Source organism: Pseudomonas sp. Hp2 (assembly GCF_006386585.1).
GTDB classification, from domain to species: Bacteria; Pseudomonadota; Gammaproteobacteria; order Xanthomonadales; family Xanthomonadaceae; genus Pseudomonas_S; species Pseudomonas_S boreopolis.
This window is the reverse complement of record NZ_VAHJ01000002.1, coordinates 659,716-683,199: the sequence shown is the minus strand read 5'-3', so window position 1 is coordinate 683,199 and position 23,484 is coordinate 659,716. Positions and strand designations below refer to the sequence as shown.

At 70.5% G+C, this 23,484-nt stretch carries 19 protein-coding genes and 5 tRNA genes; 7 read left to right on the top strand and 17 right to left on the bottom strand.

The features are described from left to right. Nucleotides 1-21: 21 nt before the first annotated feature. The 8 genes from FD678_RS08235 to FD678_RS08200 are packed head-to-tail and all read right to left on the bottom strand — an operon-like array spanning nucleotide 22 to nucleotide 9,342. Nucleotides 22-3,210 carry an efflux RND transporter permease subunit gene (locus tag FD678_RS08235; RefSeq protein ID WP_140721170.1) on the bottom strand — a complete coding sequence of 1,063 codons (3,189 nt, stop codon included), beginning with the start codon at nucleotides 3,208-3,210 and terminating at the stop codon, nucleotides 22-24. Nucleotides 3,211-3,220: 10 nt separating this feature from the next. Then, nucleotides 3,221-4,171, bottom strand: a complete 951-nt coding sequence (locus FD678_RS08230) for an efflux RND transporter periplasmic adaptor subunit (RefSeq protein WP_140721167.1) — start codon at nucleotides 4,169-4,171, stop codon at nucleotides 3,221-3,223. After that, nucleotides 4,168-5,448, bottom strand: coding sequence for a TolC family protein (locus FD678_RS08225; protein WP_140721164.1), 1,281 nt, complete (start codon nucleotides 5,446-5,448; stop codon nucleotides 4,168-4,170). Before FD678_RS08225 ends, FD678_RS08230 begins: the two co-directional genes overlap by 4 nt. 55 nt (nucleotides 5,449-5,503) lie before the next feature. After that, a complete protein-coding gene (locus FD678_RS08220; RefSeq protein ID WP_140721161.1) occupies nucleotides 5,504-5,881 on the bottom strand; it encodes a hypothetical protein in 378 nt (125 codons plus the stop codon). Between the two features lie 55 nt (nucleotides 5,882-5,936). Beyond that, nucleotides 5,937-7,274, bottom strand: coding sequence for a chloride channel protein (locus FD678_RS08215; RefSeq protein ID WP_140721158.1), 1,338 nt, complete (start codon nucleotides 7,272-7,274; stop codon nucleotides 5,937-5,939). A 30-nt stretch (nucleotides 7,275-7,304) separates the two neighbouring features. After that, nucleotides 7,305-7,826: a molybdenum cofactor biosynthesis protein MoaE gene (locus FD678_RS08210; RefSeq protein ID WP_218569576.1), complete on the bottom strand. Its 522-nt coding sequence runs from the start codon at nucleotides 7,824-7,826 to the stop codon at nucleotides 7,305-7,307. 2 nt (nucleotides 7,827-7,828) lie between these two features. Continuing rightward, entirely contained in the window at nucleotides 7,829-8,089 is a 261-nt protein-coding gene (locus tag FD678_RS08205) for a MoaD/ThiS family protein (RefSeq protein ID WP_140721154.1), read from the bottom strand. Next, entirely contained in the window at nucleotides 8,086-9,342 is a 1,257-nt protein-coding gene (locus FD678_RS08200; RefSeq protein WP_140721151.1) for a molybdopterin molybdotransferase MoeA, read from the bottom strand. The genes FD678_RS08205 and FD678_RS08200 overlap by 4 nt, the downstream gene beginning before the upstream one ends. A gap of 219 nt (nucleotides 9,343-9,561) precedes the next feature. Here FD678_RS08200 and moeB point away from each other — a divergent pair, with 219 nt between their 5' ends. Further along, the gene (moeB, locus tag FD678_RS08195; RefSeq protein WP_140721147.1) at nucleotides 9,562-10,719 is read left to right on the top strand and encodes a molybdopterin-synthase adenylyltransferase MoeB; all 1,158 of its coding nucleotides are present in this window, start codon (nucleotides 9,562-9,564) and stop codon (nucleotides 10,717-10,719) included. A 205-nt stretch (nucleotides 10,720-10,924) separates the two neighbouring features. Here the strand turns inward: moeB and FD678_RS08190 are convergent, their stop codons facing one another. Next, complete coding sequence (locus FD678_RS08190) at nucleotides 10,925-11,842, bottom strand: M14 family metallopeptidase (RefSeq protein WP_140721144.1); 918 nt, start codon at nucleotides 11,840-11,842, stop codon at nucleotides 10,925-10,927. Nucleotides 11,843-12,011: 169 nt separating this feature from the next. On the opposite strand from FD678_RS08190, the gene FD678_RS08185 reads away from it, so the two are divergent. The 4 genes from FD678_RS08185 (at nucleotide 12,012) to FD678_RS08170 (ending at nucleotide 12,645) form a co-directional block, all read left to right on the top strand. Beyond that, nucleotides 12,012-12,087 (top strand) — tRNA-Ala (locus tag FD678_RS08185). Nucleotides 12,088-12,133: 46 nt separating this feature from the next. After that, nucleotides 12,134-12,209, top strand: a tRNA-Glu gene (locus tag FD678_RS08180). Between the two features lie 238 nt (nucleotides 12,210-12,447). Beyond that, nucleotides 12,448-12,523: transfer RNA gene (locus tag FD678_RS08175), tRNA-Ala, on the top strand. Between the two features lie 46 nt (nucleotides 12,524-12,569). Continuing rightward, nucleotides 12,570-12,645, top strand: a tRNA-Glu gene (locus FD678_RS08170). Between the two features lie 124 nt (nucleotides 12,646-12,769). Here FD678_RS08170 and FD678_RS08165 read toward each other — a convergent pair. Beyond that, nucleotides 12,770-12,856: transfer RNA gene (locus FD678_RS08165), tRNA-Leu, on the bottom strand. A 131-nt stretch (nucleotides 12,857-12,987) separates the two neighbouring features. Between FD678_RS08165 and FD678_RS08160 the strand changes: the two genes are divergently transcribed. Then, nucleotides 12,988-13,368 (top strand): response regulator, encoded by a 381-nt coding sequence (locus tag FD678_RS08160; RefSeq protein ID WP_140721141.1) that lies wholly within the window; start codon nucleotides 12,988-12,990, stop codon nucleotides 13,366-13,368. 52 nt (nucleotides 13,369-13,420) lie between these two features. Continuing rightward, a complete protein-coding gene (locus FD678_RS08155) occupies nucleotides 13,421-17,164 on the top strand; it encodes a PAS domain S-box protein (RefSeq protein ID WP_218569575.1) in 3,744 nt (1,247 codons plus the stop codon). A 111-nt stretch (nucleotides 17,165-17,275) separates the two neighbouring features. Here the strand turns inward: FD678_RS08155 and FD678_RS08150 are convergent, their stop codons facing one another. The 7 genes from FD678_RS08150 to phaE form a co-directional block, all read right to left on the bottom strand. Then, a complete protein-coding gene (locus tag FD678_RS08150; protein WP_140721138.1) occupies nucleotides 17,276-19,609 on the bottom strand; it encodes a Tex family protein in 2,334 nt (777 codons plus the stop codon). Between the two features lie 96 nt (nucleotides 19,610-19,705). Further along, a complete protein-coding gene (locus FD678_RS08145; RefSeq protein ID WP_140721134.1) occupies nucleotides 19,706-19,924 on the bottom strand; it encodes a hypothetical protein in 219 nt (72 codons plus the stop codon). A 196-nt stretch (nucleotides 19,925-20,120) separates the two neighbouring features. Next, nucleotides 20,121-20,582 (bottom strand): hypothetical protein, encoded by a 462-nt coding sequence (locus FD678_RS08140; RefSeq protein ID WP_140721130.1) that lies wholly within the window; start codon nucleotides 20,580-20,582, stop codon nucleotides 20,121-20,123. A gap of 13 nt (nucleotides 20,583-20,595) precedes the next feature. Continuing rightward, entirely contained in the window at nucleotides 20,596-20,799 is a 204-nt protein-coding gene (locus FD678_RS08135) for a PspC domain-containing protein (RefSeq protein WP_140721126.1), read from the bottom strand. 40 nt (nucleotides 20,800-20,839) lie between these two features. Further along, nucleotides 20,840-21,235, bottom strand: coding sequence for a DUF5329 domain-containing protein (locus FD678_RS08130; RefSeq protein WP_177497635.1), 396 nt, complete (start codon nucleotides 21,233-21,235; stop codon nucleotides 20,840-20,842). Continuing rightward, the gene (locus FD678_RS08125; protein ID WP_140721123.1) at nucleotides 21,232-22,299 is read right to left on the bottom strand and encodes a class III poly(R)-hydroxyalkanoic acid synthase subunit PhaC; all 1,068 of its coding nucleotides are present in this window, start codon (nucleotides 22,297-22,299) and stop codon (nucleotides 21,232-21,234) included. Before FD678_RS08125 ends, FD678_RS08130 begins: the two co-directional genes overlap by 4 nt. After that, nucleotides 22,296-23,366, bottom strand: coding sequence for a class III poly(R)-hydroxyalkanoic acid synthase subunit PhaE (gene phaE, locus FD678_RS08120; RefSeq protein ID WP_140721120.1), 1,071 nt, complete (start codon nucleotides 23,364-23,366; stop codon nucleotides 22,296-22,298). The genes FD678_RS08125 and phaE overlap by 4 nt, the downstream gene beginning before the upstream one ends. Between the last annotated feature and the right edge of the window lie 118 nt (nucleotides 23,367-23,484).

Below are 23,484 nucleotides of genomic sequence, written 5' to 3'. Positions count from 1 at the left end.
GGCGGCAGAGGGCGCCGGTCCTCACCCTTGCGCCTGGGATGCCCTGGCAGGCGTCCTGCCCGCGTGCATCCACCGGTACAGCACCGGCAGCACCACCAGCGTGAGCAGGGTCGAGGACACGATGCCGCCGATCACCACGGTGGCGAGCGGCCGCTGCACCTCCGAACCGGCACCCACGTTCAAGGCCATCGGCACGAAACCCAGCGACGCCACCAGCGCCGTCATCAGCACCGGGCGCAACCGGCTCGAGGCACCCTCGCGTACCGCGCTTTCCAGCGATGCGCCCTCGCCGCGCAGGTGGCGGACGAAGCTGATCATGACCAGCCCGTTCAACACCGCCACGCCGGATAGCGCGATGAACCCGATGCCGGCCGAGATCGACAGCGGGATGCCGCGCAACGCCAACGCCAGCACGCCGCCGGTGAGCGCCAGCGGCACGCCGCTGAACACGACCAGCGCATCGCGCGCCGATCCGAACGCCCAGAACAGCAGCGCGAAGATGATCGCCAGCGTGACCGGCACCACCACCGCCAGTCGTCGGCTGGCCGAGATCAGTTGCTCGAAGCTGCCGCCGTACTCGATCCAGTAGCCGGTCGGCAGCCGCACGTCCTGGCCGATCCGTCGCTGCAGTTCCGCCACGAAGCCGCCCAGGTCGCGATCGCGCACGTTGGCGGTGACGACGATGCGGCGCTTGCCGTTCTCGCGGTTGATCTGGTTGGCGCCTTCGTTGGCGACGACCGACGCCACCGCGCCCAGCGGGATCGTGCCGGGGCCGGCGGACCTCCCGACGTCCGGCGTGCCTTCGCCGTCCATGCTGGCCGGCGCCTCGCCGAGCGGGATCGGCAGCGCGGCCAATGCATCGGGATCCTGCCGCAGCCGCTCCGGCAGGCGCACCACGATGTCGAAGCGGCGATCGCCCTCGAAGACCTGCCCCGCCACCTCGCCGCCGACCGCCACCGCGACCACGCGCTGCAGCTGCCCGACCGTGAGCCCGTACGCCGCCAGCGCCCGCCGGTCCGGCACGATCGACAGGAACGGCAGCCCGCCGGCCTGCTCCAGCCGCACGTCGGCCGCGCCCGGCACCTGCCTGGCCACCGCCTCGATCCGCCGCCCCACCCGCTGCAGCGTATCCAGCTCGTCGCCGTACAGGTTGATCGCCACGTCCGCGCGCACGCCGGAGATCAACTCGTTGGTCCGCATCTGGATCGGCTGGGTGAACTCGTAGTTGTTGCCGGGGATCTTCCGCATCTCCGCTTCGATCTCGGCGACCAGCCGCGCCTTGGGCTTCTTCGGGTCGGGCCATTGCGCGCGCGGCTTGAGCATCACGAAGGTGTCGGCCACCGAAGGCGGCATCGGGTCGGATGCCACTTCGGGCGTGCCGATCCTGGAGAACACCCGCTCCACCTCGGCGAACTCCACCAGGCGTTCCTCCAGCCTGCGCTGCATGCCCACCGACTGGGTCAGGCTGGTGCCCGGGATGCGCATGGCATGCATCGCGATGTCGCCTTCGTCCAGGCTCGGCACGAACTCGCTGCCCAGGCGCGCGGCGAGCACGCCGCTGAGCGCCAGCAACGCGGCGGCCCCGGCGGCGATCCAGCGGCCATGGCGCAGGCTGCCATCCAGCAACGGCTCGTAGCGCCGCCGCAGCCAGGTCATCAACCGGTTCTCCTTCTCCTCGACCTTGCCGCCGAGCGCCAGCGCGATCGCCGCCGGCACGAAGCTCAGCGCCAGCACCATCGCGCCGGCGAGCGCCATCACCACGGTGGCGGCCATCGGGTGGAACATCTTTCCTTCCACGCCGGTGAGGGCGAAGATCGGCAGGTAGACCGCCGTGATGATGGCCAGCCCGAACAGGCTCGGCCGGATCACCTCCGCGGTCGCGCTGGCGGCGGTCTCGAAGCGCTCGTCGCGGGTCATCGCCCGCCCCAGCGCATGCTGCCGTTCGCCGAAGCGGCGCAGGCAGTTCTCGATGATGATCACCGCGCCATCGACGATCAGGCCGAAATCCAGGGCCCCCAGGCTCATCAGGTTGGCGGATACGCCGGTGCGCGCCATGCCGGCGAGCGTGAACAGCATCGCCAGCGGGATCACCGCCGCCGTGATCAGCGCCGCGCGGAAATTGCCCAGCAGCAGGAACAGGACCACCACGACCAGCAGCGCGCCCTCGGCCAGGTTCTTGGCCACCGTCGCAATGGTCCGGTCCACCAGCGCGGTGCGGTCGTAGACCGGCGTCGCGGTCACCCCCGCGGGCAGGCTCCTGGCCGCCTCCCGCAGGCGCGCGGCCGCGGCCTGCGCGACATCGCGGCTGTTGGCGCCGGCCAGCATCACCACCGTGCCCAGCACCACCTCGTGCCCGCCCTGCGTGGCCGCGCCGCTGCGCAGTTCCTTTCCGTCCGCCACCTGCGCGACGTCGCCGATGCGCACCGGCACGCCTTCGCGCCGGCCCAGCACGATGTCGCGGATGCCGCCGACGCCGGCCACCTGCCCCGGTACGCGCACCAGGAACTGCTGCCCGTTGCGCTCGATGTAGCCCGCGCCGAGGTTGCGGTTGTCGGCCTGCAGGGCGCCGACTACGTCGTCCAGGGTGAATCCCAGCGCACGCAGGCGCAGCGGATCGGGCGTGACGTGCACCTCGCGCTTGAACCCGCCCATCGTGTTGACCTCGGTCACCCCGGGGACGTTGCGCAGCTGCGGACGGATCGCCCAGTCCTGCAGGGTGCGCAGGTCGGTCGCGGTGTACGGCGTCCCGTCCGGCTTGCGTGCGTCCGGCGCCGCGTCGAGCGTGTAGGAGAAGATCTCGCCCATGCCGGTGGCGATCGGCCCCAGCGCGGGCTCGAGCCCGGCCGGCATCTGCGATTTCACCTGCTGCAGGCGTTCGGCCACCTGCTGGCGCGCGAAGTAGATGTCGGTGCCGTCGGCGAACACCACGGTGACCTGCGACAGCCCGTAGCGCGAGATCGAGCGGAAGTAGGCCATCTTCGGCAGGCCGGCCAGCGCCGTCTCCACCGGGAAGGTGATGCGCTGCTCCACTTCCAGCGGCGAGTAGCCGGGTGCGGCGGTGTTGACCTGTACCTGCACGTTGGTGATGTCGGGCGTGACGTCGATCGGCAACCGCTGGAAGCTCCAGATGCCGACGCCGATCAACGCCAGCGTGAGCGCCATGACCAGCCAGCGATGGGCGATCGAAGCCCTGATGAGTCGTTCGAGCATGCCGGCCTCCTCAATGTCCGTGCGAGGCGGAGGACTTCTCGATGTCCGCCTTGACCAGGTAGCTCTGCTCGACGACGACTTCCTCGCCCGCCTGCAGTCCTTCGACGATCTCGACGTCGTGGCCGTCGCGCCGGCCCGGCGTCACCGGGCGCGCGGCGTAGGCGTCCCCGTTGCGCACGAACACCACGTCGCGGCCGTCCATCGACTGCAGCGCCAGCCGCGGCACCCGCAACGCCACGTCGTGCGTGGCCGTCGCGATCCGCGCGGTGACCGCCATGCCGGGCCGCCACAGGCCGTCGGCGTTGTCGAGTGGCACGCGCGCCACCGTGCTCTGGCTGGCGGTGGCCGCGCCGGGCAGGACCCGCTCGATGCGGCTTTCGATCCGGGCGTCGTCGTACATGCGCTCGACCGTCACCGCCGCGCCCGGCCGGATCGCGCGCACGTCCGTGCCGAACACATGCAGGTCCGCCCAGACGCGCGACAGATCGGCGACCTCGTACAGCACCTGCCCCTCGGCCACGCCGCCGCCGACCTGCGCCTGGCGCGCCGTGACCACGCCGGAGATCGGTGCGGAAAGCGAATACGTGGTCAGGCTGAGATTGCTGAGGACGCTGGCCAGCGGCTGGCCCGCCACGACGCGGTCGCCGACGTTGGCCCGCAACGCGCGCACGGTGCCGGGATAGCGGGCGGTCACCTGTGCGCTGCTGCCGTCGATCGGCATCAGCACGCCCTGCACTTCCAGTTCGGTCGCGATGCGCCCGGCACCGGCCGTGGCGGTCCTGATGCCGTTGGCGTCCGCTTCGGTCCGGCTGATGCGGGTGGTTTCGGCGGCAGGTTCGTCGCCAGGGCTTTCCTGCGCGGCCTCGCCGTTCGCCGGCGCGGATTCTTGGCCGCACCCGGCCAGCAACAACGCGGCCACGAGCACGACGGGGATGGCCCCCCGCTTGGATGGGGTTTTCATGGGCGATGCTCCTGGACGTTGGAGCGCTGGCCGGCCACCAGCGGTTGGCCGGTCAGGCGCTGGATCTCGATGAGGGCGCTCTGGGCCGCGACCGCGGCGGCGAGCTGGCGACGATTGGCGTCCACGCGCTGCTGCTGCAGCTGCGCCCACTCCAGGTAGCCGATCGCGCCGGCGCGCCAGGCGCGCTCGGCGGCCTGTTCGGCGCGGGCCAGGCGCGGGATCACCTCGTCGCCCAGGCGCCGGGCTTCCAGTTGCGCGGTGCCGTACTCGCCATGGGCGGCGGACAGCGTGGAGTACAGGCGCAGCGACAGCGATTCGCGCTCGACCGAGCTCAACGCCAACCCGGCCTCGGCCGCGCGGATCGCGGGTGCGGCCCGCGTCGCGCTGCCCAGCGGTACGCTGAGCCCGGCGAGCAGCGCGACATCGCCGCCGCCGCGCAGGTAACGCGCGCCCGCCTGCCATTGCAGATCGGCCACGGCTTCGGTGCGCGCAAGCCGCACCGAAGCCTCGCGGATCCGCGTTTCTCCGGCCAATCGGGCCAGTTCCGGCGTGGCGTCGAGCAGGCCGCGCAACACGTCGAAGTCCTGCAATGCCGGCAATGCCATGGGATCGCCGGCGACCCGCGCGAACCCGGGATCGCGTGCGTTCCACAACGCCGCGAGGTTCTGCCTGGCCGCCTGCGCGGCCTGCAGCGCACGGTCGCGGTCCAGCTCGGCCTCGGCCAAGGCGGCCTGCGCGGTGAGCAAGGTCGATTCCGGCGATGCGCCCGCGACCAACCGCTGCCTGGCGGCTTCGACCGCGCGCCTGCGCTGGGCGATGTCGACGTCGGCGATCTCGCGCTGCCGCTCCGCGGCGCTGACCGCCAGGTAGCGGCGGGCGGTCTCGGCCAGCAGGTCGAGCCGGGCGATCTCGCGCTGCGGCGCCAAGGCGTCGATGTTGGCCTGGGCCAGGGCCCGGCGCGCATCGAGCTTGCCGCCGCGCTCCAGCACGCCGGCCAACGTCACCGTGGCTTCGGCCTGGTCGAAGCCGCGGTAGCCGCCGCTGCCGAGCGCGTTCTCGATCGTCGCGCCCAGCGCCAGCGGCGGACGTTGCCCGGCGATGGCGAGATTGGCGTCCAGGACGGCGCGCTGGCCGTCGACGAGACGCAGGTCGGGATGGACCTGGGCGACGCGCGCGATCGCATCGTCCAGGGTGAGGATCTGTACAGGCGCCGGCACCTGCGCGCGAACGGCAGGCGTCAGCGCGAAGGCGGCCAAGGCCGCCAGTCGCAACCGCATGGGGAATTCTCCGGAAGAGGACGGGACGGAAGGCCGGCCATGGCCGGCGCAGGCGTCAAGCCGCTATCGGAGGACGGAATGTCGAGGCGATCCGCGCGGAAGGATGCGGCGGATGCGAGGTACGCGGCGGCACGGCGCGCAGGGGCAGCGCCGCGGGCAGCATGAACGAACTCGGCAATGCGGTCAGGTGGCCGCAGCAGTGCGCGCCGTGCATCAGCGCATGCAGCAGGTCGCCGGCACGATCGTCGCCGGACGCGGGATCGCCGGCCAGCGCATGCGCCCCGGCGTCGTGAAGATGCGCGCTGCTGCCCCGGCTGGCCTCGTGCAGGTCGCCGATCGCGGCGAGCACCGGATTGGCCAGCACCGCCAGCACCAACAAGGCCAGCGCCGGCAGGCGCAGCAGTCGGCCGAGTTGTGCGAGGGGCCCAAGCATGCGGGCGATACTAAACAGCGCGGCTGGCGTTAGACAATTTCGCCCGCCTCGCCTTTCATGGCGTGCGCCCGGGCGCGCTTTCCCGTTCCGCCGGCAGGCTGCCCAGCAACTGTTCGGCAAGGCCGCGATAGATGGGCACCCGGCAGACCAGGCCGGATACCCACCGCGCCACCAGCACCGTCGCCAGGATCGGCAGCAGCATGTTGCTGCTGTCGGTCAACTCCAGCGAAATCACCGCCGACGTCAGGGGCGCCTGGGTTACGCCGGTGAGATAGGCGCACATGCCGAGCAGCACGAACACCCGCGCATCGACGCCCGGCATCAGCGCCGCCAGGTTGTGCCCCACGCCGGCCCCTACCGCCAGCGCCGGCGAGAACAGTCCTCCCGGAATGCCGGCGACGTACGAGGCCAGGTTCGCCAGCAGCTTCATCACCCCGAACTCGTGGCCGACCACCGCATGGCCTTGCACCAGGCTGCGCGCCTGCTCGTAGCCGGTGCCGAAGGCGCCATTGCCGAACACCGCCGCAAGCGCCACCAGGACCAGTCCACACAGCGCCGCCAGCAGCACCGGATGCTCGCGCCGCAAGCGGCCCAGCCAACGCGGCTTGCCCGCCACGCTCGCCAGCACCAGGCGCGCGAACAATCCGCCCAGCAATCCCGCCGCCACGCCGCACAGCAGGATCGCCACCCACGCCTGGCCGAGCGGAAGCAGCGCCGGGACCTTGCCGAAGTACGTGTAATTGCCCAGCAATCCCATCGACACCACGCCGCCGACGATCACCGCGGTCAGCAGCGTGCCCGAGAAACGGTGCTCGAAGCGCCCGCTCAGCTCCTCGATCGCGAACACGATGCCCGCCAACGGCGTATTGAACGCCGCGGCAATGCCCGCGGCGCCGCCGGCCAGCAGGAAATGCGACAGCTCGCGCGCGTCCCGGAAACCGAACGCGCGCCCGAACAGGTACATCAGGCTGGCGCCGACATGCACCGTCGGTCCTTCGCGCCCGACCGACGCGCCGCCGAGCAGCGACAACGTGGTCAACGCCAGCTTGCCCGCCGATACGCCGAGCGAAAGATTGGCCTGCCGGAACCCGGGATCCGGCCTTTCCAGCGCCGCGATGACCTGCGGGATGCCGCTGCCGCGCGTGGGCTTCAGCGCCCCGGAGGTCAGCCAGGCGAGCAAGGCGAAGATCCCGGGCGTGAGCAGCAAGGCCCACCACAAGGAATGGGCGATGGCGCGCTGGAACAGATGGAAAGCCGCATCGCTGGCCTTCGCGAACAGGATCGCCACCAGGGCCACCGCGACCGCGCCTCCCCACAGGGCGACGCGGCGTCTCCAGGCGTCACTGTCGAGCAGTCGGCGCAAGCCGTGCCGGAGCGGATCGAACGCATTCATGGGCACATTGTCTCATGCCCGTCCTTGCCATCACCCGTGGTCGTGCTTCGGCGCGTGCCCCGTGCCGGGGCCAGCCCGGCCGGAATCGCAGAGCGAACAGCCCTCGCTCCAGGCGCTGTCGCCGTCCACGTAGTGCTCCTTCTTCCAGATCGGGCTGGTGTGCTTGACCGCTTCGATCACCTGCCGGCACGCGCGGAACGCCTCGTCGCGATGCGGAGTGCCCGCGGCCACCACCACCGCCACGTCGCCGATCGCGAGGCGCCCCTTGGCGTGCGCCACGTACAGCTTGATCTTCGGGCCGAACGCCGCCGCCGCCTCGTCCATGATCCGGCGGAAACCGTTGAGCGCGAGCGCATCGAACATGTCGTAGGTGATCCCGACCACGCTGCGGCCCTGGTTGAAGTCGCGCACGCGGCCGATGAACACGTCCACGCCGCCGAACGCCGGATCGGAGACGAAGTCGATGGCCTCGGCCGGATCCAACGCCGTCCCGGCGCGATCGGCGATCAACGCCCATTGCCGCTCGTCGCGCATCGAGGTGGAAAATTCCATGCTCAACCTCCGCTGACCGGCGGCAGGATCGCCAGTTGCCCGTCGCCCGGCACCGGATCCTCGTCGCGCAACACGCGCCGGCTGTCGGCGAATGCGGATACCCGCAACAGGCCTTCCTTGAAACCGGGACTGGTCGCCAGCAGTCGCTCGCGCAGGCCCGCCCTCACCTCCGCGATCCGCGCGCCGTCGGCGACTTCCAGTTCGAGCTGGGGCGGATCGGCGTACTCGGAGAGCGCGCCGAACAAACGTACCGAAACCTTCATGAAGCCATCTCCGGGAAAAGTTGGACCGGCTGCCGGTGCCCGAGCCCATAGACCTCCACCGCCTCGCCGCGCGCCGCGCCCGCCTGCCCTTCCGGCACGACCGCCCAGGCATTGGCCTGCAGCATCGGCATCAGCCGGAACGACTCCTGCTTCGGCAGCACCTCGACCTCGAGCCGGCCGGCCGCGTCGGGCCCCACCCAGGCGCGGGCGAAGAAGCGCAGCGCCGGCGCCTTGGCGAAATCCGCCTTCAGCGCGATGCGCAGCGGGCTTTCCGCCGGCTGCCCGGACATCGCCCGCAGCGCCGGCTCGACGAAGAAGCGCAGCCCCACCGCCGTCGATACCGGATTGCCCGGCAACCCGAAGTACAACGGCCCCTCGCGCAACGCGGCGAACAGGACCGGCTTGCCGGGGCGCACCGCGACCTTGTGGAACACGATCCGCGCCCCGCGCTCGCGCAATGCGTCCGGGACGAAGTCGTAGCGCCCTTCGGACACCGCGCCGGTACTCAGGATCACGTCCGCGCCGAGCGACAGCGCCTGCTCCAGGGCCTGCCGGAACGGCGCCACCTCGTCGCCGACCACGCCATGCCAGACCACCTCGGCGCCCGCGGCCTGCAACTGCCCCAGCAGGAACGGCCGGTTGCTGTCGCGGATCTGCCCCGATTGCAGCGGTTGCGCCGGATCGACGACCAGCTCGCGGCCGGTCGCGATCACCGCCACGCGCGGCCTGCGCCGCACCTGCACCCGAGCCACGCCCAGCGAGGCCAGCAGCATGACTTCCTGCGTGCGCAGGACCGTCCCGGCCGCGATCACCTCGCTTCCTTCCGCGACGTCCTCGCCACGCCGGCGCAGGAAATCGCCCGGCTCGACCGCCTGCCGGAGCCGGATCGACGCAGGACGCCCCGCATCGCGCGCCAGCACCTCGACCTGCTCCACCGGCACGATCGCGTCCAGGCCCTCCGGGACGCGCGCGCCGGTCATGATTTCCCACGCGCCGCCGTCGGCCCGGCGATGCTCGTCGCCCGCGGCCTGCGATCCGCGCACCGCCAGTTCGCTGCCTTCCGGCAACGTCTTCCCGCCGGTCGCCAGCGCGAAGCCGTCCATCGAAGAATTGTCGAAAGCCGGCAGCGCCACCTCGCTGACCACGGCGGTCGCCAGCACCCGGCCGTGCGCCCGTGCGCTCTCCACCCACTCCGCTTCCAGCGGCGATACCGCCTGTTGCAGAAGCGAGAGGGCCTGTGGGTAGTCGATCATCCGGGTTTCCTGCAGTGGGCCTGGCGGTTCCGCCAGGAGACGGAACCGTACCGATCGGCCGCGCGCCGACCATGCTCCGACGATGATAGGTGGCCGGACAAGCCCCGGCCAGCGGACCGCTGCATCCGCGTCCCACGGGGACGGTGCTCCATCCGGCGCGAGTCGCCAATCGCGCTCCGATCCACGATGATGACCAGCCTCCCACACCGGAGTGCCATCATGACCATCCGCCCGCAGGACGCCGCCACGCGCGATGCCCTCGATCGGATCGACGCGGGCACCATCGAGGAACTGCCCCCGGCCGCAGCCCGCGAGCGGCAGCGCCAGGGCAGCCTGCTGATCGACATCCGCGAAGAGCACGAGCGCCTGCACGGACAGGCCGAAGGCGCGATCGCCATCGCGAACCCCGTCCTGCGCGCGGAGCCGAGGCGCCACCTTCCGGATCGCGATGCCGGGATCGTCCTGATCTGCCAGACCGGCAAGCGCTCCCGGGACACCGCCCGGCTGCTCGCGGCGCAAGGCTATTCGCGCCTGGCCTCCGTCGCGGGAGGCACCGATGCATGGATGCGCGACGGCCTGCCGCTTGCGATGCCGGCGTCGAGCGCAGCCCAGCGCGAGTCGGCCGAGCGTTATTCGCGCCAGATGCGCCTGCCCCAGATCGGCGCCGCCGGGCAGCAGCGGCTGTCCCGGGCGCGCGTCCTGCTCGTAGGCGCCGGCGGCCTGGGCTCCCCGGCCGCGCTGTACCTGGCCGCGGCCGGCGTGGGCCACCTGCGGATCGTCGACGACGACGTGGTCGAACGCAGCAACCTGCACCGGCAGGTCCTGCACACCGACGCCGGCGTCGGCGTGCCGAAGGTGATATCCGCCGCCGAACGCATCCAGGCCCTGAACCCGCAGGTGCAAGTCGAAGGATTGCGCGAAAGGCTCGCCCCGGCGAACGTCGAGCGACTCCTGCAGGACGTGGACGTGGTGGTGGACGGATCGGACAACTTCGCCACCCGCTACCTGCTCAACGACGCCTGCGCGAAGCTCGGCAAGCCGCTGGTCTACGCGGCGATCCAGCAGTTCGAGGGCCAGGTCAGCGTGTTCGACGCCGGCCGCCAACGCGGCCGCGCGCCTTGCTACCGCTGCATGTTCCCCGACCCGCCTCCGCCCGATCTGGTACCCGACTGCGGCACCGCCGGCGTGCTGGGCGTACTGCCGGGCGTGATCGGCATGCTGCAGGCCACCGAAGCGATCAAGCTGCTGCTGGACATCGGCCAACCGCTGGTCGGACGGCTGTTGAGCTTCGATGCGCTGTCGATGACGTTCCGCGAACTGGCGCTCTCGCCCGACCCGCATTGCCGGATCTGCGCGCCCGGAAAACCGGGCGATTGAACCCGCGTTCAGCTGGAAAATCCGCGCAAGCCCCGCCATGGCGGGCAGATGCGAAATCGGAATGGACGACATGCGAAATCCGACTTTGCGCTCCCGCACCGCGGCACCCAGAATGCAGGCCGTCACCTCCTCCCTCCCAAGGTGACACCCAAAGCCCCTGATCCCTCCCTCAGGGGCTTTTTTTATGCCCGCCGGTCCGGCTCGGTCAGTGCTCCAGCGCGTAGTCCACCGCGGCGCACACGGCAACCGCCTGGGCCTGGTTGCACTGCGCCGGCGTGGCGCGCGGGCTGTCCGGATAGACCTCGGTGGTGGTGACGTACCTGGCATCGGTGATGCCGGCGCACAAACCCAGCTGCTTGACCGGATAGTTGATGACGCCCGCCGCGACCACCGGCGAGCCGATGATCTCGCCATTCGCATCCGCGGGCGCGATATGAGTGACGGCGGATACCGCCGCGATCACCGCCTGCTGGAACTCCGGCTGCGGATTCTCGCTGTCGCCGACCAGGTAGAACCCATCGGGAATGCCATCGGGCACGAACGGCTTGCCGTCGCGCGCGGCCAGCGCGGGGCGGAACTCGCTCTCGTCGCTGTCGGTGGTCTCGTGCAGATCGATGTGGACGAGCACGCGGTCGCGCCACGGCGCCACCAGCGCCATCAATGCCGCCGATTCCTGCGCCGGGCTGTCCTGGCGGAAGGAACGATTCGGATCCAGCGCCTCGGCATTCCAGCGCTGGATACGCTCGTAGCCCCACGGACTGACGCATGGCACCACCAGCAGGTTGAGGCGCCCCTCGTAACGTCCGGCGTACTGATCGAGGAACAGCAACGCCCCATGCACGCCGCTGGTCTCGTAGCCGTGCACGCCGCCGGTCACCAGGACCACCGGCAACGCCTCGTCCCAATGCCGGCTGCGGACCGCGAACAGCGGATACCGCTCCGGCGGATAACTCACTTCGCCGTAGCGACGCACCTCGAAGCGCGCCGCGAGCCGCTCGATCGCACGCACGACTTCATCCTCGTAGCTGCGCCGGCGCGATTGCATCGAGAGCCATTCGGCTTTCTCGCGCTCGCCCCAGGGTTGGCCGGGAACACCGATCGGATACCGCGTCTGTTCTGTCATCGCCCGCTCCATGTTTCGAGGCGAGGCACTCTAGCACCGCGTCGGATCCGCACGCCCGAAGCTTGCCTCGCATGCAAGGCGAGTTCCTGCACGTCTTCGATGCATCCGCGCGCAGAATCCTGTTGCACAAAAATAAACAGGCCGCTATGATTTCTCTCCTCAGCGACGTGGGGCCATAGCTCAGCTGGGAGAGCGCTTGCATGGCATGCAAGAGGTCGCCGGTTCGATCCCGGCTGGCTCCACCAACTTCCCGGATACAGGCCATCCGGAAGTCGCGCGGACAGGTTACGCGTCCCCATCGTCTAGAGGCCTAGGACATCACCCTTTCACGGTGGCGACCGGGGTTCGAATCCCCGTGGGGACGCCATTGACAGACCCGGCCCAGGCCGGGTTTTTCTTTGCCTGCATTCATGCCCCAAGCCTTCCCGGCAGGCGATGCACGAACGCCACGGAGACCTCCGGGCGAGACGAGGCGAACCACGCTGGTGTCCGGTCGCCCTTGGCTGCGGCCCCGGACGCCCCCCCGCCCCTCTTTACCTGGACGCATTCGCCAGGGCTTCCCAAAGCCCAAAAAGGCCGTTAGAATGTGCGGCTCGCAGCGACGTGGGGCCATAGCTCAGCTGGGAGAGCGCTTGCATGGCATGCAAGAGGTCGCCGGTTCGATCCCGGCTGGCTCCACCAACTTTCCGGATCAAGGCCATCCGGGATGACAACTAGGTTCACGTGCGTCCCCATCGTCTAGAGGCCTAGGACATCACCCTTTCACGGTGGCGACCGGGGTTCGAATCCCCGTGGGGACGCCAACATCAAAGCTCCGGTCCTCCGGGGCTTTTTTGTTGCGCGCGAGGCGGAGCGCAACGCGGCGGACCACTCCTGCCGCGCCGGCAAACGGGCAACAAAAAGCCCGCGCGAGGCGGGCCATTCGTCTGGTGCCGAAGGTGGGACTCGAACCCACACGCTTTTAAGGGCGGCGGATTTTGAGTCCGCTGCGTCTACCGATTCCGCCACTTCGGCGCGGCCGCGCAGTATAGCGGATGATCATGCGCGCGACATCCCCTGCCGCAAGCCGCCGCGCCCGCGGGACGCACCGGCGAGGATGCCGGCGGCGGCTATACTCGCCTGGCTGTTTTTTCATGGAGATGAAAATGTCGGCTTTGAGCGGATTGCGGGTGCTCGTGGTGGAAAACGACGAGATGAACGCCCTGCTGCTGGAGATGCAGCTGCAGCAGGCCGGCGCCTCGGTGATCGGGCCCGCCGGACGCGTCGAGGACGCCGTGCAACTGGTCGAGGAACGGGCACCGCAGGCGGTGATCCTCGACTACCGGCTGGGCGACGGCGAGACCAGCGAGCCGGTGGCCAGGATCCTGACCGAACGCGGCATCCCCTTCGTGCTGGCGACCGGCATCGCCCGGGAGAAAGTGCCCGCGGCCTTCGATGCCGGCAGCATCCTGATCAAGCCCTACCTGGCCGAGGACCTCGTCCGGTCCCTGGCCGAGGCTCGCAAGAAGGCCGCCGCTGACAGCTGAGCGGTGCTGTTCGTAAGATGGGGCCGGCGCATAGGACGCGGCAGGGGAGCCCATGCACGTCAATCCGGAACTCAGGCGTTTTCCGTGGTCGGTCGCCGACGCCTTGGAGGCGGCCGGCCGGCACGCTGCGCCGGCAGGAAACGATGCCGCGTCCGGCGCCGCGCTGTGCGCCGCGCTGACCGCCTGCCTCGCCTCGCCCGCTCCCATGTTGCTGCTGTGGGGCGATGCGCGCCTGTGCTTCTACAACGCGGCATGCCTGGACCTGTTGCGCGCCGATCACCCCGGGCTGTGGGGCCGCCCGCTCGCGGAAGCCTCTCCCGAGTTGCAGGCGAGCCTGGAGACGCCGGCCGGCTGGACGACCACCGCGATCGGCGACACGCAGGCGGTGCTCGGGCATGTCGCCACGCCCGCGACCGCGCCGGTCCCGGCGCCCGTGCCGTCGATGGAACACCTGCTGACCTCGGTCTTCGAGCAGTCCCCCGCGTTCCTGGCCGTGCTCAAGGGGCCCGACCACGTCGTCGAGACCGCGAACCGCCGCTTCCTGCACGTCCTCGGCGACCGGCCGGTGCTCGGCCTGCCCTTGCGCGAGGCGGCGCCGGAACTGGTGGAGCAAGGCTTCATCGACCTGCTCGACAGCGTGCGGGAAAGCCGCCAGCCCTTCATCGGCGAGTCGATGGTGGCCGCGATCCGGCGCCCGGGCGAGGCAGAGCCATACGAGGCGCGCGTGGACTTCGTGTACCAACCCATGCTCGATCCGTCCGGCGCGGTCGAAGCCGTCCTGGTGCACGGCATCGACGTGACCCAGCAGTTCCGGTCCGAGGCGCGCGACGGCTTCCTCCTGTCGCTGGAGGACGAACTGCACGGCCTGTCCGAGCCGCAGCAGATCATCGACACCAGCGTCCGCCTGCTGGCCGAGCACCTGTGCGCGGACCGCTGCGCCTACGGCACCATCGGCACGGACGGCCGGACCATGCGCGTGGTCAGCGACCACGTCCAGGGCATCCCGCGCATCCAGGGCAAGTTCCGCCTGGACGAGGTGGCGCATCGCCTGCTGGAACGGCTGCAACAGAACCGCCCCTGGATGGTCAACGACATCCAGGCGTTCTCGCGCCGCTCCTTCATCGCCGCTCCCTACCGTGACTCGGGCCTGCGCGCGAGCCTGGTCGTGCCGCTGCACAAGCATGGCCAATTGGTCGCGGTGATGGGCGTGCACCAGTGCTCGCCGCGGCGCTGGACCTCGTCCGAGATCGAGCTGGTGCGGCGGGTGCTGACCCGCTGCTGGGAGTCGCTGCAGCGCTCCCGCGCGCAGCGCCGCATGGCGGCCAGCGAGGCCCACCTGCGCCGGCTCGCCGATACCCTGCCCCAGATCGTCTTCGTCACCTCCGAGGACGGCACGCCGCAGTACTTCAACCGGCGCTGGTACGAGTACACCGGCGTCGACCCGGCCACCGGCGCGGTCGACGGCTGGAAACAGGCGCACACGCCGATGGGCCTGCTGCAGAGCGATGCCGCCTGGATGCTGGCGCTCAACGGCACCCGGGCCTACGAGGTGGAATGCGAACTGCGCGCCGCCGACGGCGGGCTGCGCTGGCACCTCGCGCGCGCCCTGCCCGTCCACAACGAGAGCGGCGTGGTCATCCAGTGGATCGGCACCTACACCGACATCCACGACCGGCGCGACTTCGAGCAGAAGCTGGCCGAGAGCGAGACCCGCTTCCGCAACCTGTGCGAGACCGTCCCGACGATGATCTGGATGTCCGACGCGGAAGGCGATTGCATGTACTGGAGCCCGCAGTGGTACGACTTCACCGGCCAGTGCCCGGAGGAAGCCATCCCGCAGGGCTGGTGGACCGCGGTGCACCCGGACGACGCGGCGCGCGTGCGGCACGCGTTCGAGCAGGCCCTGCAGCAGCGCCTGCCCTTCTCCAGCGAATACCGGGTGCGGCGCAGCGACGGGCGCTACCGCTGGTGCGTGGATACCGCCTCGCCGCACTTCGGGGTGGACGGCGAGTTCCTCGGCCACATCGGCGCGGTGACCGACATCACCGAGCGCAAGCACGTGGAGGACGAGACCGCTTCCGAGCGCTCGATCCTCAACCTGATCACCACCGGCACCGCGCTGCCGCTTGTGCTCGATGCGATCGCCCTCAACGTCGAATCGCGCAGCGAATCGGAACTGCGCTGCGCGATCATGCTGGCCGACCACGAGCGCGGCCAGCTGCGCCACGCCTCGGCGCCGCACATGCCGCTGGACTACAGCCTGCACTTCGACCGCCTGCCGATCCGCCCCGGCGGCATCCCGTGCGGGCGCGCGGCCTGGGGCGGCCACCAGGTGATCTGCGACGACATCGCCGACGACTCGTCCTGGGCCGGATACCAGGCGATCGCGCTGTCGATGGGCATCGCCGCCTGCTTCATCACCCCGGTCATCGGCAGCAACGGCCTGGTGCTGGGCACGCTGAACATGTACTACTCGCTGCCGCACGTGCCGTCGCTGCACGAGCAGGCGATGGCGCGCTCGGCCTCCTACCTGGCCGGCATCGTGATCGAGCGCAACCGGATGGACGCCCAGCTGCAGCAGTCGCTGGAATCGGAGAAGAACGCGCGCGCGCTGGCCGAGCACGCCAACCGGGCCAAGGACGAGTTCCTGGCCACGCTCAGCCACGAACTGCGCACCCCGCTCAACGCGATCCTCGGCTGGTCGCGGCTGATGCAATCGGACGGCTTCAGCACCGACAACCTCGGCAAGGGATTGATGATCATCGAGCGCAGCGCCCAGTCCCAGGCGCAGATCATCGACGACCTGCTCGACATGAGCGCCATCCTGTCGGGCAAGGTGCGGCTGCAGCCGGAGCACTTCGACATGGCCGGGCTGGTGCGCAGCACCATCGAACTGCTGCGGCCGAACGCGCTCGCCAAGCGCATCGAACTGCAGGCGGTGGGAGCCGAGGACGGCCCGGTGCCGTTCTTCGGCGACCCCGGCCGCATGCAGCAGGTGCTCACCAACCTGATCGGCAACGCGCTGAAGTTCACCGCGGCCGAAGGCACGGTTACCGTGGCCGTGGAACAGGGCGACGACGCGCTGAACCTGTCCGTCCAGGACAGCGGCATCGGCATCGCCGAGGACTTCCTGCCGCACGTGTTCGATCGCTTCCGCCAGGCCGATGCCGGCACCACCCGGCGCGTGGGAGGCCTGGGCCTGGGGCTGTCGATCTCCCGGCAGCTGGTGGACCTGCACGGCGGTTCGCTCTCGGCTCGCAGTCCCGGCCCGGGCTGCGGCTCCACCTTCATCGTGGCGCTGCCGCTGCACCACGGCGCCAGCGGGCCGCCGGTGCCGGCGCCGGCGACGTCGCGCGGCGGAGCGTTGCCCGAAGGCATCCAGGGCCGGCTCGACGGGCTGCACGTGCTGCTGGTGGACGACGAGGACGATTCGCGCGAGGTCACCCGCCAGTTCCTGCTGCGGGCCGGCGCCGCGGTGGAGTGCGCGCCGAGCGCGGACGAGGCGGAGCGGCGCCTGCTGGAGTCGCGTTACGACGTGCTGGTCAGCGACATCGCGATGCCGGAGCGCGACGGGTACGACCTGATCCGCAACCTGCGCGGATGCGGCCGCGCGATCGCCTCGCTGCCGGCGATCGCGCTGACCGCCTACGTCCGCGACGAGGACCGCGACCAGGCCCTGCTGGCCGGCTTCGACGCGCACATCGGCAAGCCGCTCGACCCACTCGGGCTGGTCGAGCTGATCGAGATCCTGGCGATGCGCCCGCGCCCGGCGGACGCGCTCGCCTCCGCCGTCTAGAGCGCGTCGGGCACTTTGGGGTGGGATGCGTGGGCCGCGGCGCGCGCCTTGTCTCGACGCGTCCCAGGCCGCTCCGCACTCATCCCAAAGCGCATGCCACGCTCCGGGGCCTCACCCGCGCTTGGCGCGGGCGAACGCCTCGGCCAGGGCATTGTTGGCCGGCGGCGGGGCCACGCGCGGTGGCTTGCCGTTGCCGGCCGGGCGGGCATCGCGGCGCGGCCCGCCGCGATTGTCGCGCTCGCCGCCGCCGGCGGCGCCCGGCACGTCGTCCAGGCGCCGCGTCAGCGCGATGCGCTTGCGCGCGACGTCCACCTCCAGCACCTTGACCTTGACGATGTCGCCGGCCTTGACCACGTCGCGCGGATCCTTGACGAAGCTGTCCGACAGCGCCGAGATGTGGATCAGCCCGTCCTGGTGCACGCCGATGTCGACGAAGGCGCCGAACGCGGCGACGTTGCTGACCACGCCTTCGAGCACCATGCCCGGGCGCAGGTCCTTGATGTCCTCCACGCCTTCGGCGAACTGCGCGGCCTTGAACTCCGGCCGCGGGTCGCGGCCCGGCTTCTCCAGTTCCTTGAGGATGTCGCGCACCGTCGGCAGGCCGAACTTCTCGTCGGTGAACTGCTCGGCCTTCAGCCCGCGCAGGAAACCGCCGTCGCCGAGCAGCGCCTTGATCGGCTTGCCGGTCGCGCCGACGATGCGTTCGACCACCGGATAGGCTTCCGGGTGCACCGCCGAAGCGTCCAGCGGCTCGTCGCCGTCGGCGATGCGCAGGAAGCCGGCGCATTGCTCGAAGGTCTTCTCGCCGAGCCGCGGCACCTTCAGCAGGTCCTTGCGGCGCTTGAACGGGCCGTTCTCGTCGCGGTGCCGGACGATGTTCTCGGCCACCGTCGAGGACAGGCCCGAGACCCGCGCCAGCAACGCCGCCGAGGCCGTGTTGACGTACACGCCGACCGCGTTCACGCAATCCTCGACCTTGGCGTCGAGCGCCTTGGCCAGCCGGAACTGGTCGACGTCGTGCTGGTACTGGCCGACGCCGATCGCCTTCGGCTCGATCTTCACCAGCTCCGCCAGCGGGTCCTGCAGGCGCCGCGCGATCGACACCGCGCCGCGCAACGACACGTCCAGGTTGGGGAACTCGCGCGCGGCGAACTCAGACGCCGAATAGACCGACGCGCCGGCCTCGCTCACGACGATCTTCTGCAGCTTCAGCTCCGGATGGGCCTTGATCAGCTCGCCGGCCAGCTTGTCGGTCTCGCGGCTGGCGGTGCCGTTGCCGATCGCGATCAGCTCCACGCCGTGCTTCGCGCACAGCGCCTTGAGCACGGCCAGCGACTTGTCCCACTCGCGCCGCGGCTCGTGCGGATAGATCGTCTCGGTGGCGACCAGCTTGCCGGTGGCATCGACGACCGCGACCTTGCAGCCGGTACGGATGCCCGGGTCCAGGCCCAGCACCACGCGCGGCCCGGCCGGCGCCGCCAGCAGCAGGTCCTTGAGATTGTCGCCGAACACGCCGATCGCCTCGGCCTCGGCCTTCTCGCGTGCCTGGTTGAACAGGTCGAGCATCAGGTGCATGTGCAGCTTGGCGCGCCAGGTCAGGCGGCAGGCCTGCAGCAGCCAGGCGTCGCCCGGGCGTCCCTTGTCGGCCACCCCGGCGTTGTGCGCGACCCGGCCTTCGCAGTACGCATGGCCGGCCTCGGCTTCGCTGCCCGGATCCAGGTCCAGGTGCAGCACTTCCTCGCGACGGGCGCGGAACAGCGCCAGCAGGCGGTGCGACGGGATCTTCGCCAGCGGCTCGGCATGGTCGAAGTAATCGCGGTACTTGGCGCCGGCCTCCTCCTTGCCCTCGGCCACGCGCGCGCGGATCACGCCGTTGCCGGACAGCCAGGTGCGCAGCTCGCCGACCAGCGCCGCGTCCTCGCCCCAGCGCTCCATCAGGATCGCGCGCGCGCCTTCCAGCGCCGCCTTGGCATCGGTCACGCCCTTGCCGGCATCGACGAAGCCGGCCGCGAACGCCTGCGGGTCGAGCGAAGGATCCGCCAGCAGGCCGTCCGCCAGCGGCTCCAGGCCGGCTTCCCGCGCGATCTGCGCGCGCGTGCGGCGCTTGGGCTTGTACGGGAGGTACAGGTCCTCCAGGCGCGACTTGCTGTCGGCCGCGGCGATCTCCGCGCGCAGTTCGTCGCTCAGCTTGCCCTGCTCGGCGATGCTGGCCAGGATCGCGGCGCGCCGCTCTTCCAGCTCGCGCAGGTAGGTCAGGCGCACTTCCAGGTTGCGCAACTGGGTGTCGTCCAGGCCGCCGGTCGCTTCCTTGCGGTAGCGCGCGATGAACGGCACCGTGGCGCCCTCGTCCAGCAAGGCGATGGCCGCGCGGGCCTGGGCAGGCTGGGCGCCGATCTCGTCGGCGATGGTCTGGGCGATCTGCTGGGCGAGCTTGCTGTCTTGCATGGATCCTGGCCGGGGCCGTCGTGCGGGAAAGCCCGCATTCTCGCAGCGCGACCCGGAGCGGGAAACCCGTTGACAGCAGCGCGCCGACCTGCCGCTTCAGCGGCCGTAATGCCCGGCGGTGCGCTGGACCACGATGCTCTCGGCCATCGACTCCAGCGCCATCACCCGCACCTTGCCGATTTCCTCCAGCGCGAGCACGCGCTCGACGTACACCTCGCGCCCGGCCTCGCTCATCGCCACGGTCTTGCTGAAGCCATAAGGCACCACGCCCTTCTCGCCATCCTTGCTGCCACCGACGTACAGGACGATCGACATGACTCACCTACTCACTGCGATGTTCCAAAAACGAGCGGCAGCATAGACAGTCTGCCGTGAGGACCTTCTAGACGCAGGTTAACGCCGGCTGTTTGCGCATTGATGACGCGCGTGGCGATGTCGCGACGCGCGGAAAGGCCCTGCGGGCGCCCGGGGCGCATGGCCGGACGCACGTCCGCGAACGGGACCGTCCGGTTCATTCCGCGCCGGGCGAACGCCTCGATCCGGGCCACCAGCCATGGCCGTGCAGCGCATAGTGGTCGGCGGCGCGCTCGAACGGATTGCGCACGCTGACGCCGCCGCAGGCCAGGTAGACCGGCAGGAACAGCGGCCCCAGCAGCAGGTACTGGAACACGTGCGCTCGCTCGTGGTCGCCCAGCCGGATCGGAGGATGCCGGCAGCGTCCGGCATGGTGCTCGTAGGTACTGCAGCGCAGGTCCAGCGACTCGCCCTTGAGCAGGATCACGTTGCCCAGCGTGAGCGCGCCGCCCGGTCCCCAGGGCCAGCGTTCGAACACCAGCGCCAGCTCGCGCGCGCTCCAGCGCACCCGCGCGCCGCCGGCCAGGCCGACGGCGCCCAACGCCAGCCCGAGCAGGCTGTTCGGCAGCGTCCAGAGCGCGCCCAGCCATTGCAGGCCACGCAGGACCGGCTTGCGCATGCGGGCCGCGGCCTCAGTCCGCTTCGTTCGGGATCAACAGCCACAGGATCAGGTACACGAGGATGCCCGGGAAGGCCGCCGACGCGATCGAGACGATCACGTACAGCACGCGCAGCAGCGTCGGGCTCCACCCGAACCGGTGCGCGATGCCGCCGATCACGCCGGCGATCATCCGGTCGTTGACGGAACGTGAAAGCGTGCGGGCAGGCTGGCTCATGAAGTCGGCTCCATCTGCGGGTACGGGGAGAATGTAGCCGCTACGGCGAAACCGTCCCGTGACGGCGCAGGCCCTGCAGGCGTTCGCCGAACCACTCGGCCGCGGTGCGTTCCGGCTGGCCCGGGCAGGCCACCCGGTAGGCCTTCCCGCTGACGCTGCTGCGCGAAGCGGCGCGTTCGATGAACTGCTCGGGGCTGTCGACCAGGCCGCGCCGCAGCAGGTAGTCGTACTTGCGCTGCAGGTGGTCGCGCGCGGCGCCGCCGTCGTACCACTTGCCGTTGCGCTGGAAGCGGCAGCCCGAGGCGGGCAGCGCGTCCATCAGCGAACGGATCTCGCGCTGCGCCTGCGCCTGCGCCGGCGGCTCGGCGCCCGCCGTGCCCGTCCACGCCAGCGCGCCGAGCGCGACGATCGCCCCATAGGTGCGCCACCGGTTCATGAGCGCTGCGCGAGCCATTGGTGGATCGCCGCCGGAACCTCGCGCTGCGCGCGGCCGGACACGTAGATGCCGATATGGCCGCCGCGGAATCCCAGCTCCGTGTAGTCGCGGGTCCCGACCCGCCCGCGCAGCGCACGCGAGGCGTCCGGTGGCACCAGGTGGTCCTGCTCGGCGTAGAGGTTGAGGATCGGCATGTCGAGCCTGCCGAGGTCGACCCTTTCCCCGCCGATCTCGATGCCGCCCTGCACCAGGCCGTTGGCCTGGTAGAACTTCTTGATGAATTCGCGGAACGCCTCGCCGGCCAGGTCCGGCGAATCGAAGATCCACTTCTCCATGCGCAGGAAATCCTCCAGCGCCTGCTTGTCGTCGAGGATGTCGAGCAATCCCACGTACTTCTGCAGGTTGAGCCGGAACGGCTTGAGCATCAGGTAGCTCGCGTTCATCAGGTCGGCCGGTACGTTGCCGATCGTGTCGACGAACAGATCCACGTCCACCAGCCGCACCCAGTTGGACAGCATGTTGTCCGGCGTGTGGAAATCCACCGGCGTCACCATCGTGACCAGGTTGCGCACCTTGCGCCTGCGCAGCGAGGCGTAGCACAGCGAGAACGTGCCTCCCTGGCAGATGCCGAGGATGTCGATGGCCTTCGCCGCATGCGCCTCGCGCAGATGGTCCACCGCGCCGTCGATGTAACGCAGCAGGTAGTCCTCCAGGGTGAGATAGCGCTCGGAGCGGTCGGGATAGCCCCAGTCGAGCACGTACACGTCCTCGCCCAGCGCGAGCAGGCCCTTGACCAGCGAACGGTCCGCTTGCAGGTCCACCATGTACGGCCGGTTGACCAGGGCGTAGACGATCAGCAGCGGCACCTTGGAGGTCGGCGGCTTGTCGCCGACGAAGCGATAGAGCACCACCTTGCCGTCGCGCCATACCTCCTGCCGTTCGGTGGCGCCGTACTGCACGTCGTCCACGCCCGGCAGCACGCGCAGCCCTTCGAGCAGCTTGCGCTGCAGCGCGAGCGTTTCCTGCATCAGGTCGTCGGCATTGAAGCCCAGCGGGCCTTTCATCGCCGCTTCCCTCCCGGCGCGGAGCCGGTCGTTTTGCCGGGCCGGGACCGCCGCCCGGCCGGCCCGGGCCCGTCGGCGCCGCCGGCGCGCGGCGCGGCCTTGCGCGCCTTGGCCTGGGTGGCCGATGGCGCCGGCTCGTCCGCGTCGTCCGGCGCACGGTCCTTGCCGGCCGCCATGCGCCGCACCAGCCGCTCCAGCTCGGTGATGCGGCGGTGCGCGGCGTCCATCTCCGAGCGCGTCGGCATGCCCAGCCGCTCGCTGATCTGCTCCACTTCCTGCTGCAGCGCCGCGCGCAGGCGCATCTGCGCGTTGGTGAACGCGCCGTAGACGGTCCGGAACTCCTCCGACAGCGCCACCGCCGAATAGGCCTCCTCGGCCGCCTCGATCCACAGGTCGAACATCGCGCGGGCGCTGGTCAGCTGGCTGCCCGCGCCTTCGTGCTCGGCCAGCTTCGACTCGAACAGCTTGAAGGCGCGCTCGATCGCATCCTTGAGTTGCGCCGCGTAGGCTTGCGAGCGTTCCTGGTACTCCTGCTGCGCGCGCGCCAGCGCCTGCCAGCGCGCCTGGTGGTTGCGTCCCAGGCCGAAGGCCGGCATGTCCAGCCAGGGTGCGCTGTCGCGCCGCCACTTCTCGATCACCCGGGCCGCTTCCTGCAACCACGGGTCGCCGCCGGGGGCGGCATCGCCGCGCGCCGCGCCCAGCGTCCACTGCATCAGCCGCTCGCCCTGGGCCTGGACCGCTTCGCGCCAGGCCTGCGCGACCTCCGCGCTCGTGGCGTCGCGCCCGGCGAAGCGCGCCGCGACCTGCTGCATCGTGCCCAGCCAGTCCCCGGCCTGGTTGCGGAAGCGTTCGACGGCCTCCTGCGCCGCGGGCGAACCGTCGCCCGGCAGCAGCTGCGTCCACCAGTCCACCGCCTGCCGCCAGCCGCCGGCGTCGTCGCCGGGGGGCGACGGCTCGGCCTTCACTTCGGCCGTGCGCGCACCGGTCTGCCTGAGCGCCTCGCCCCAGGCGCTCCAGTACTGCCGGGCCAGCGCCTCGAAATCGCTCTCGGAACCCTTGGTTGTCATCGTCGGCCTCGGTGGATCCTCGTACTGCCCATGCTAGGGCGTGTCGTGCACTTTTTCATGGAGGCGATGCAGCGGCCGTGAGGCCGGTGGCCATGCGAGCCCGGCGGCCGACATGCCG

What these genes read in the sequence shown, in the direction of transcription:
- FD678_RS08220 (WP_140721161.1), bottom strand. Translation starts at nt 5,881, where the DNA reads ATGCTTGGGCCCCTCGCACAACTCGGCCGACTGCTGCGCCTGCCGGCG.
- FD678_RS08125 (WP_140721123.1), bottom strand. Translation starts at nt 22,299, where the DNA reads ATGAAAGGCCCGCTGGGCTTCAATGCCGACGACCTGATGCAGGAAACG.
- FD678_RS08190 (WP_140721144.1), bottom strand. Translation starts at nt 11,842, where the DNA reads ATGACAGAACAGACGCGGTATCCGATCGGTGTTCCCGGCCAACCCTGG.
- FD678_RS08145 (WP_140721134.1), bottom strand. Translation starts at nt 19,924, where the DNA reads ATGTCGATCGTCCTGTACGTCGGTGGCAGCAAGGATGGCGAGAAGGGC.
- FD678_RS08215 (WP_140721158.1), bottom strand. Translation starts at nt 7,274, where the DNA reads ATGAATGCGTTCGATCCGCTCCGGCACGGCTTGCGCCGACTGCTCGAC.
- FD678_RS08150 (WP_140721138.1), bottom strand. Translation starts at nt 19,609, where the DNA reads ATGCAAGACAGCAAGCTCGCCCAGCAGATCGCCCAGACCATCGCCGAC.
- moeB (WP_140721147.1), top strand. Translation starts at nt 9,562, where the DNA reads ATGACCATCCGCCCGCAGGACGCCGCCACGCGCGATGCCCTCGATCGG.
- FD678_RS08205 (WP_140721154.1), bottom strand. Translation starts at nt 8,089, where the DNA reads ATGAAGGTTTCGGTACGTTTGTTCGGCGCGCTCTCCGAGTACGCCGAT.
- FD678_RS08160 (WP_140721141.1), top strand. Translation starts at nt 12,988, where the DNA reads ATGTCGGCTTTGAGCGGATTGCGGGTGCTCGTGGTGGAAAACGACGAG.
- FD678_RS08235 (WP_140721170.1), bottom strand. Translation starts at nt 3,210, where the DNA reads ATGCTCGAACGACTCATCAGGGCTTCGATCGCCCATCGCTGGCTGGTC.
- FD678_RS08225 (WP_140721164.1), bottom strand. Translation starts at nt 5,448, where the DNA reads ATGCGGTTGCGACTGGCGGCCTTGGCCGCCTTCGCGCTGACGCCTGCC.
- FD678_RS08155 (WP_218569575.1), top strand. Translation starts at nt 13,421, where the DNA reads ATGCACGTCAATCCGGAACTCAGGCGTTTTCCGTGGTCGGTCGCCGAC.
- FD678_RS08135 (WP_140721126.1), bottom strand. Translation starts at nt 20,799, where the DNA reads ATGAGCCAGCCTGCCCGCACGCTTTCACGTTCCGTCAACGACCGGATG.
- FD678_RS08130 (WP_177497635.1), bottom strand. Translation starts at nt 21,235, where the DNA reads ATGAACCGGTGGCGCACCTATGGGGCGATCGTCGCGCTCGGCGCGCTG.
- FD678_RS08200 (WP_140721151.1), bottom strand. Translation starts at nt 9,342, where the DNA reads ATGATCGACTACCCACAGGCCCTCTCGCTTCTGCAACAGGCGGTATCG.
- FD678_RS08210 (WP_218569576.1), bottom strand. Translation starts at nt 7,826, where the DNA reads ATGGAATTTTCCACCTCGATGCGCGACGAGCGGCAATGGGCGTTGATC.
- FD678_RS08140 (WP_140721130.1), bottom strand. Translation starts at nt 20,582, where the DNA reads ATGCGCAAGCCGGTCCTGCGTGGCCTGCAATGGCTGGGCGCGCTCTGG.
- FD678_RS08230 (WP_140721167.1), bottom strand. Translation starts at nt 4,171, where the DNA reads ATGAAAACCCCATCCAAGCGGGGGGCCATCCCCGTCGTGCTCGTGGCC.
- phaE (WP_140721120.1), bottom strand. Translation starts at nt 23,366, where the DNA reads ATGACAACCAAGGGTTCCGAGAGCGATTTCGAGGCGCTGGCCCGGCAG.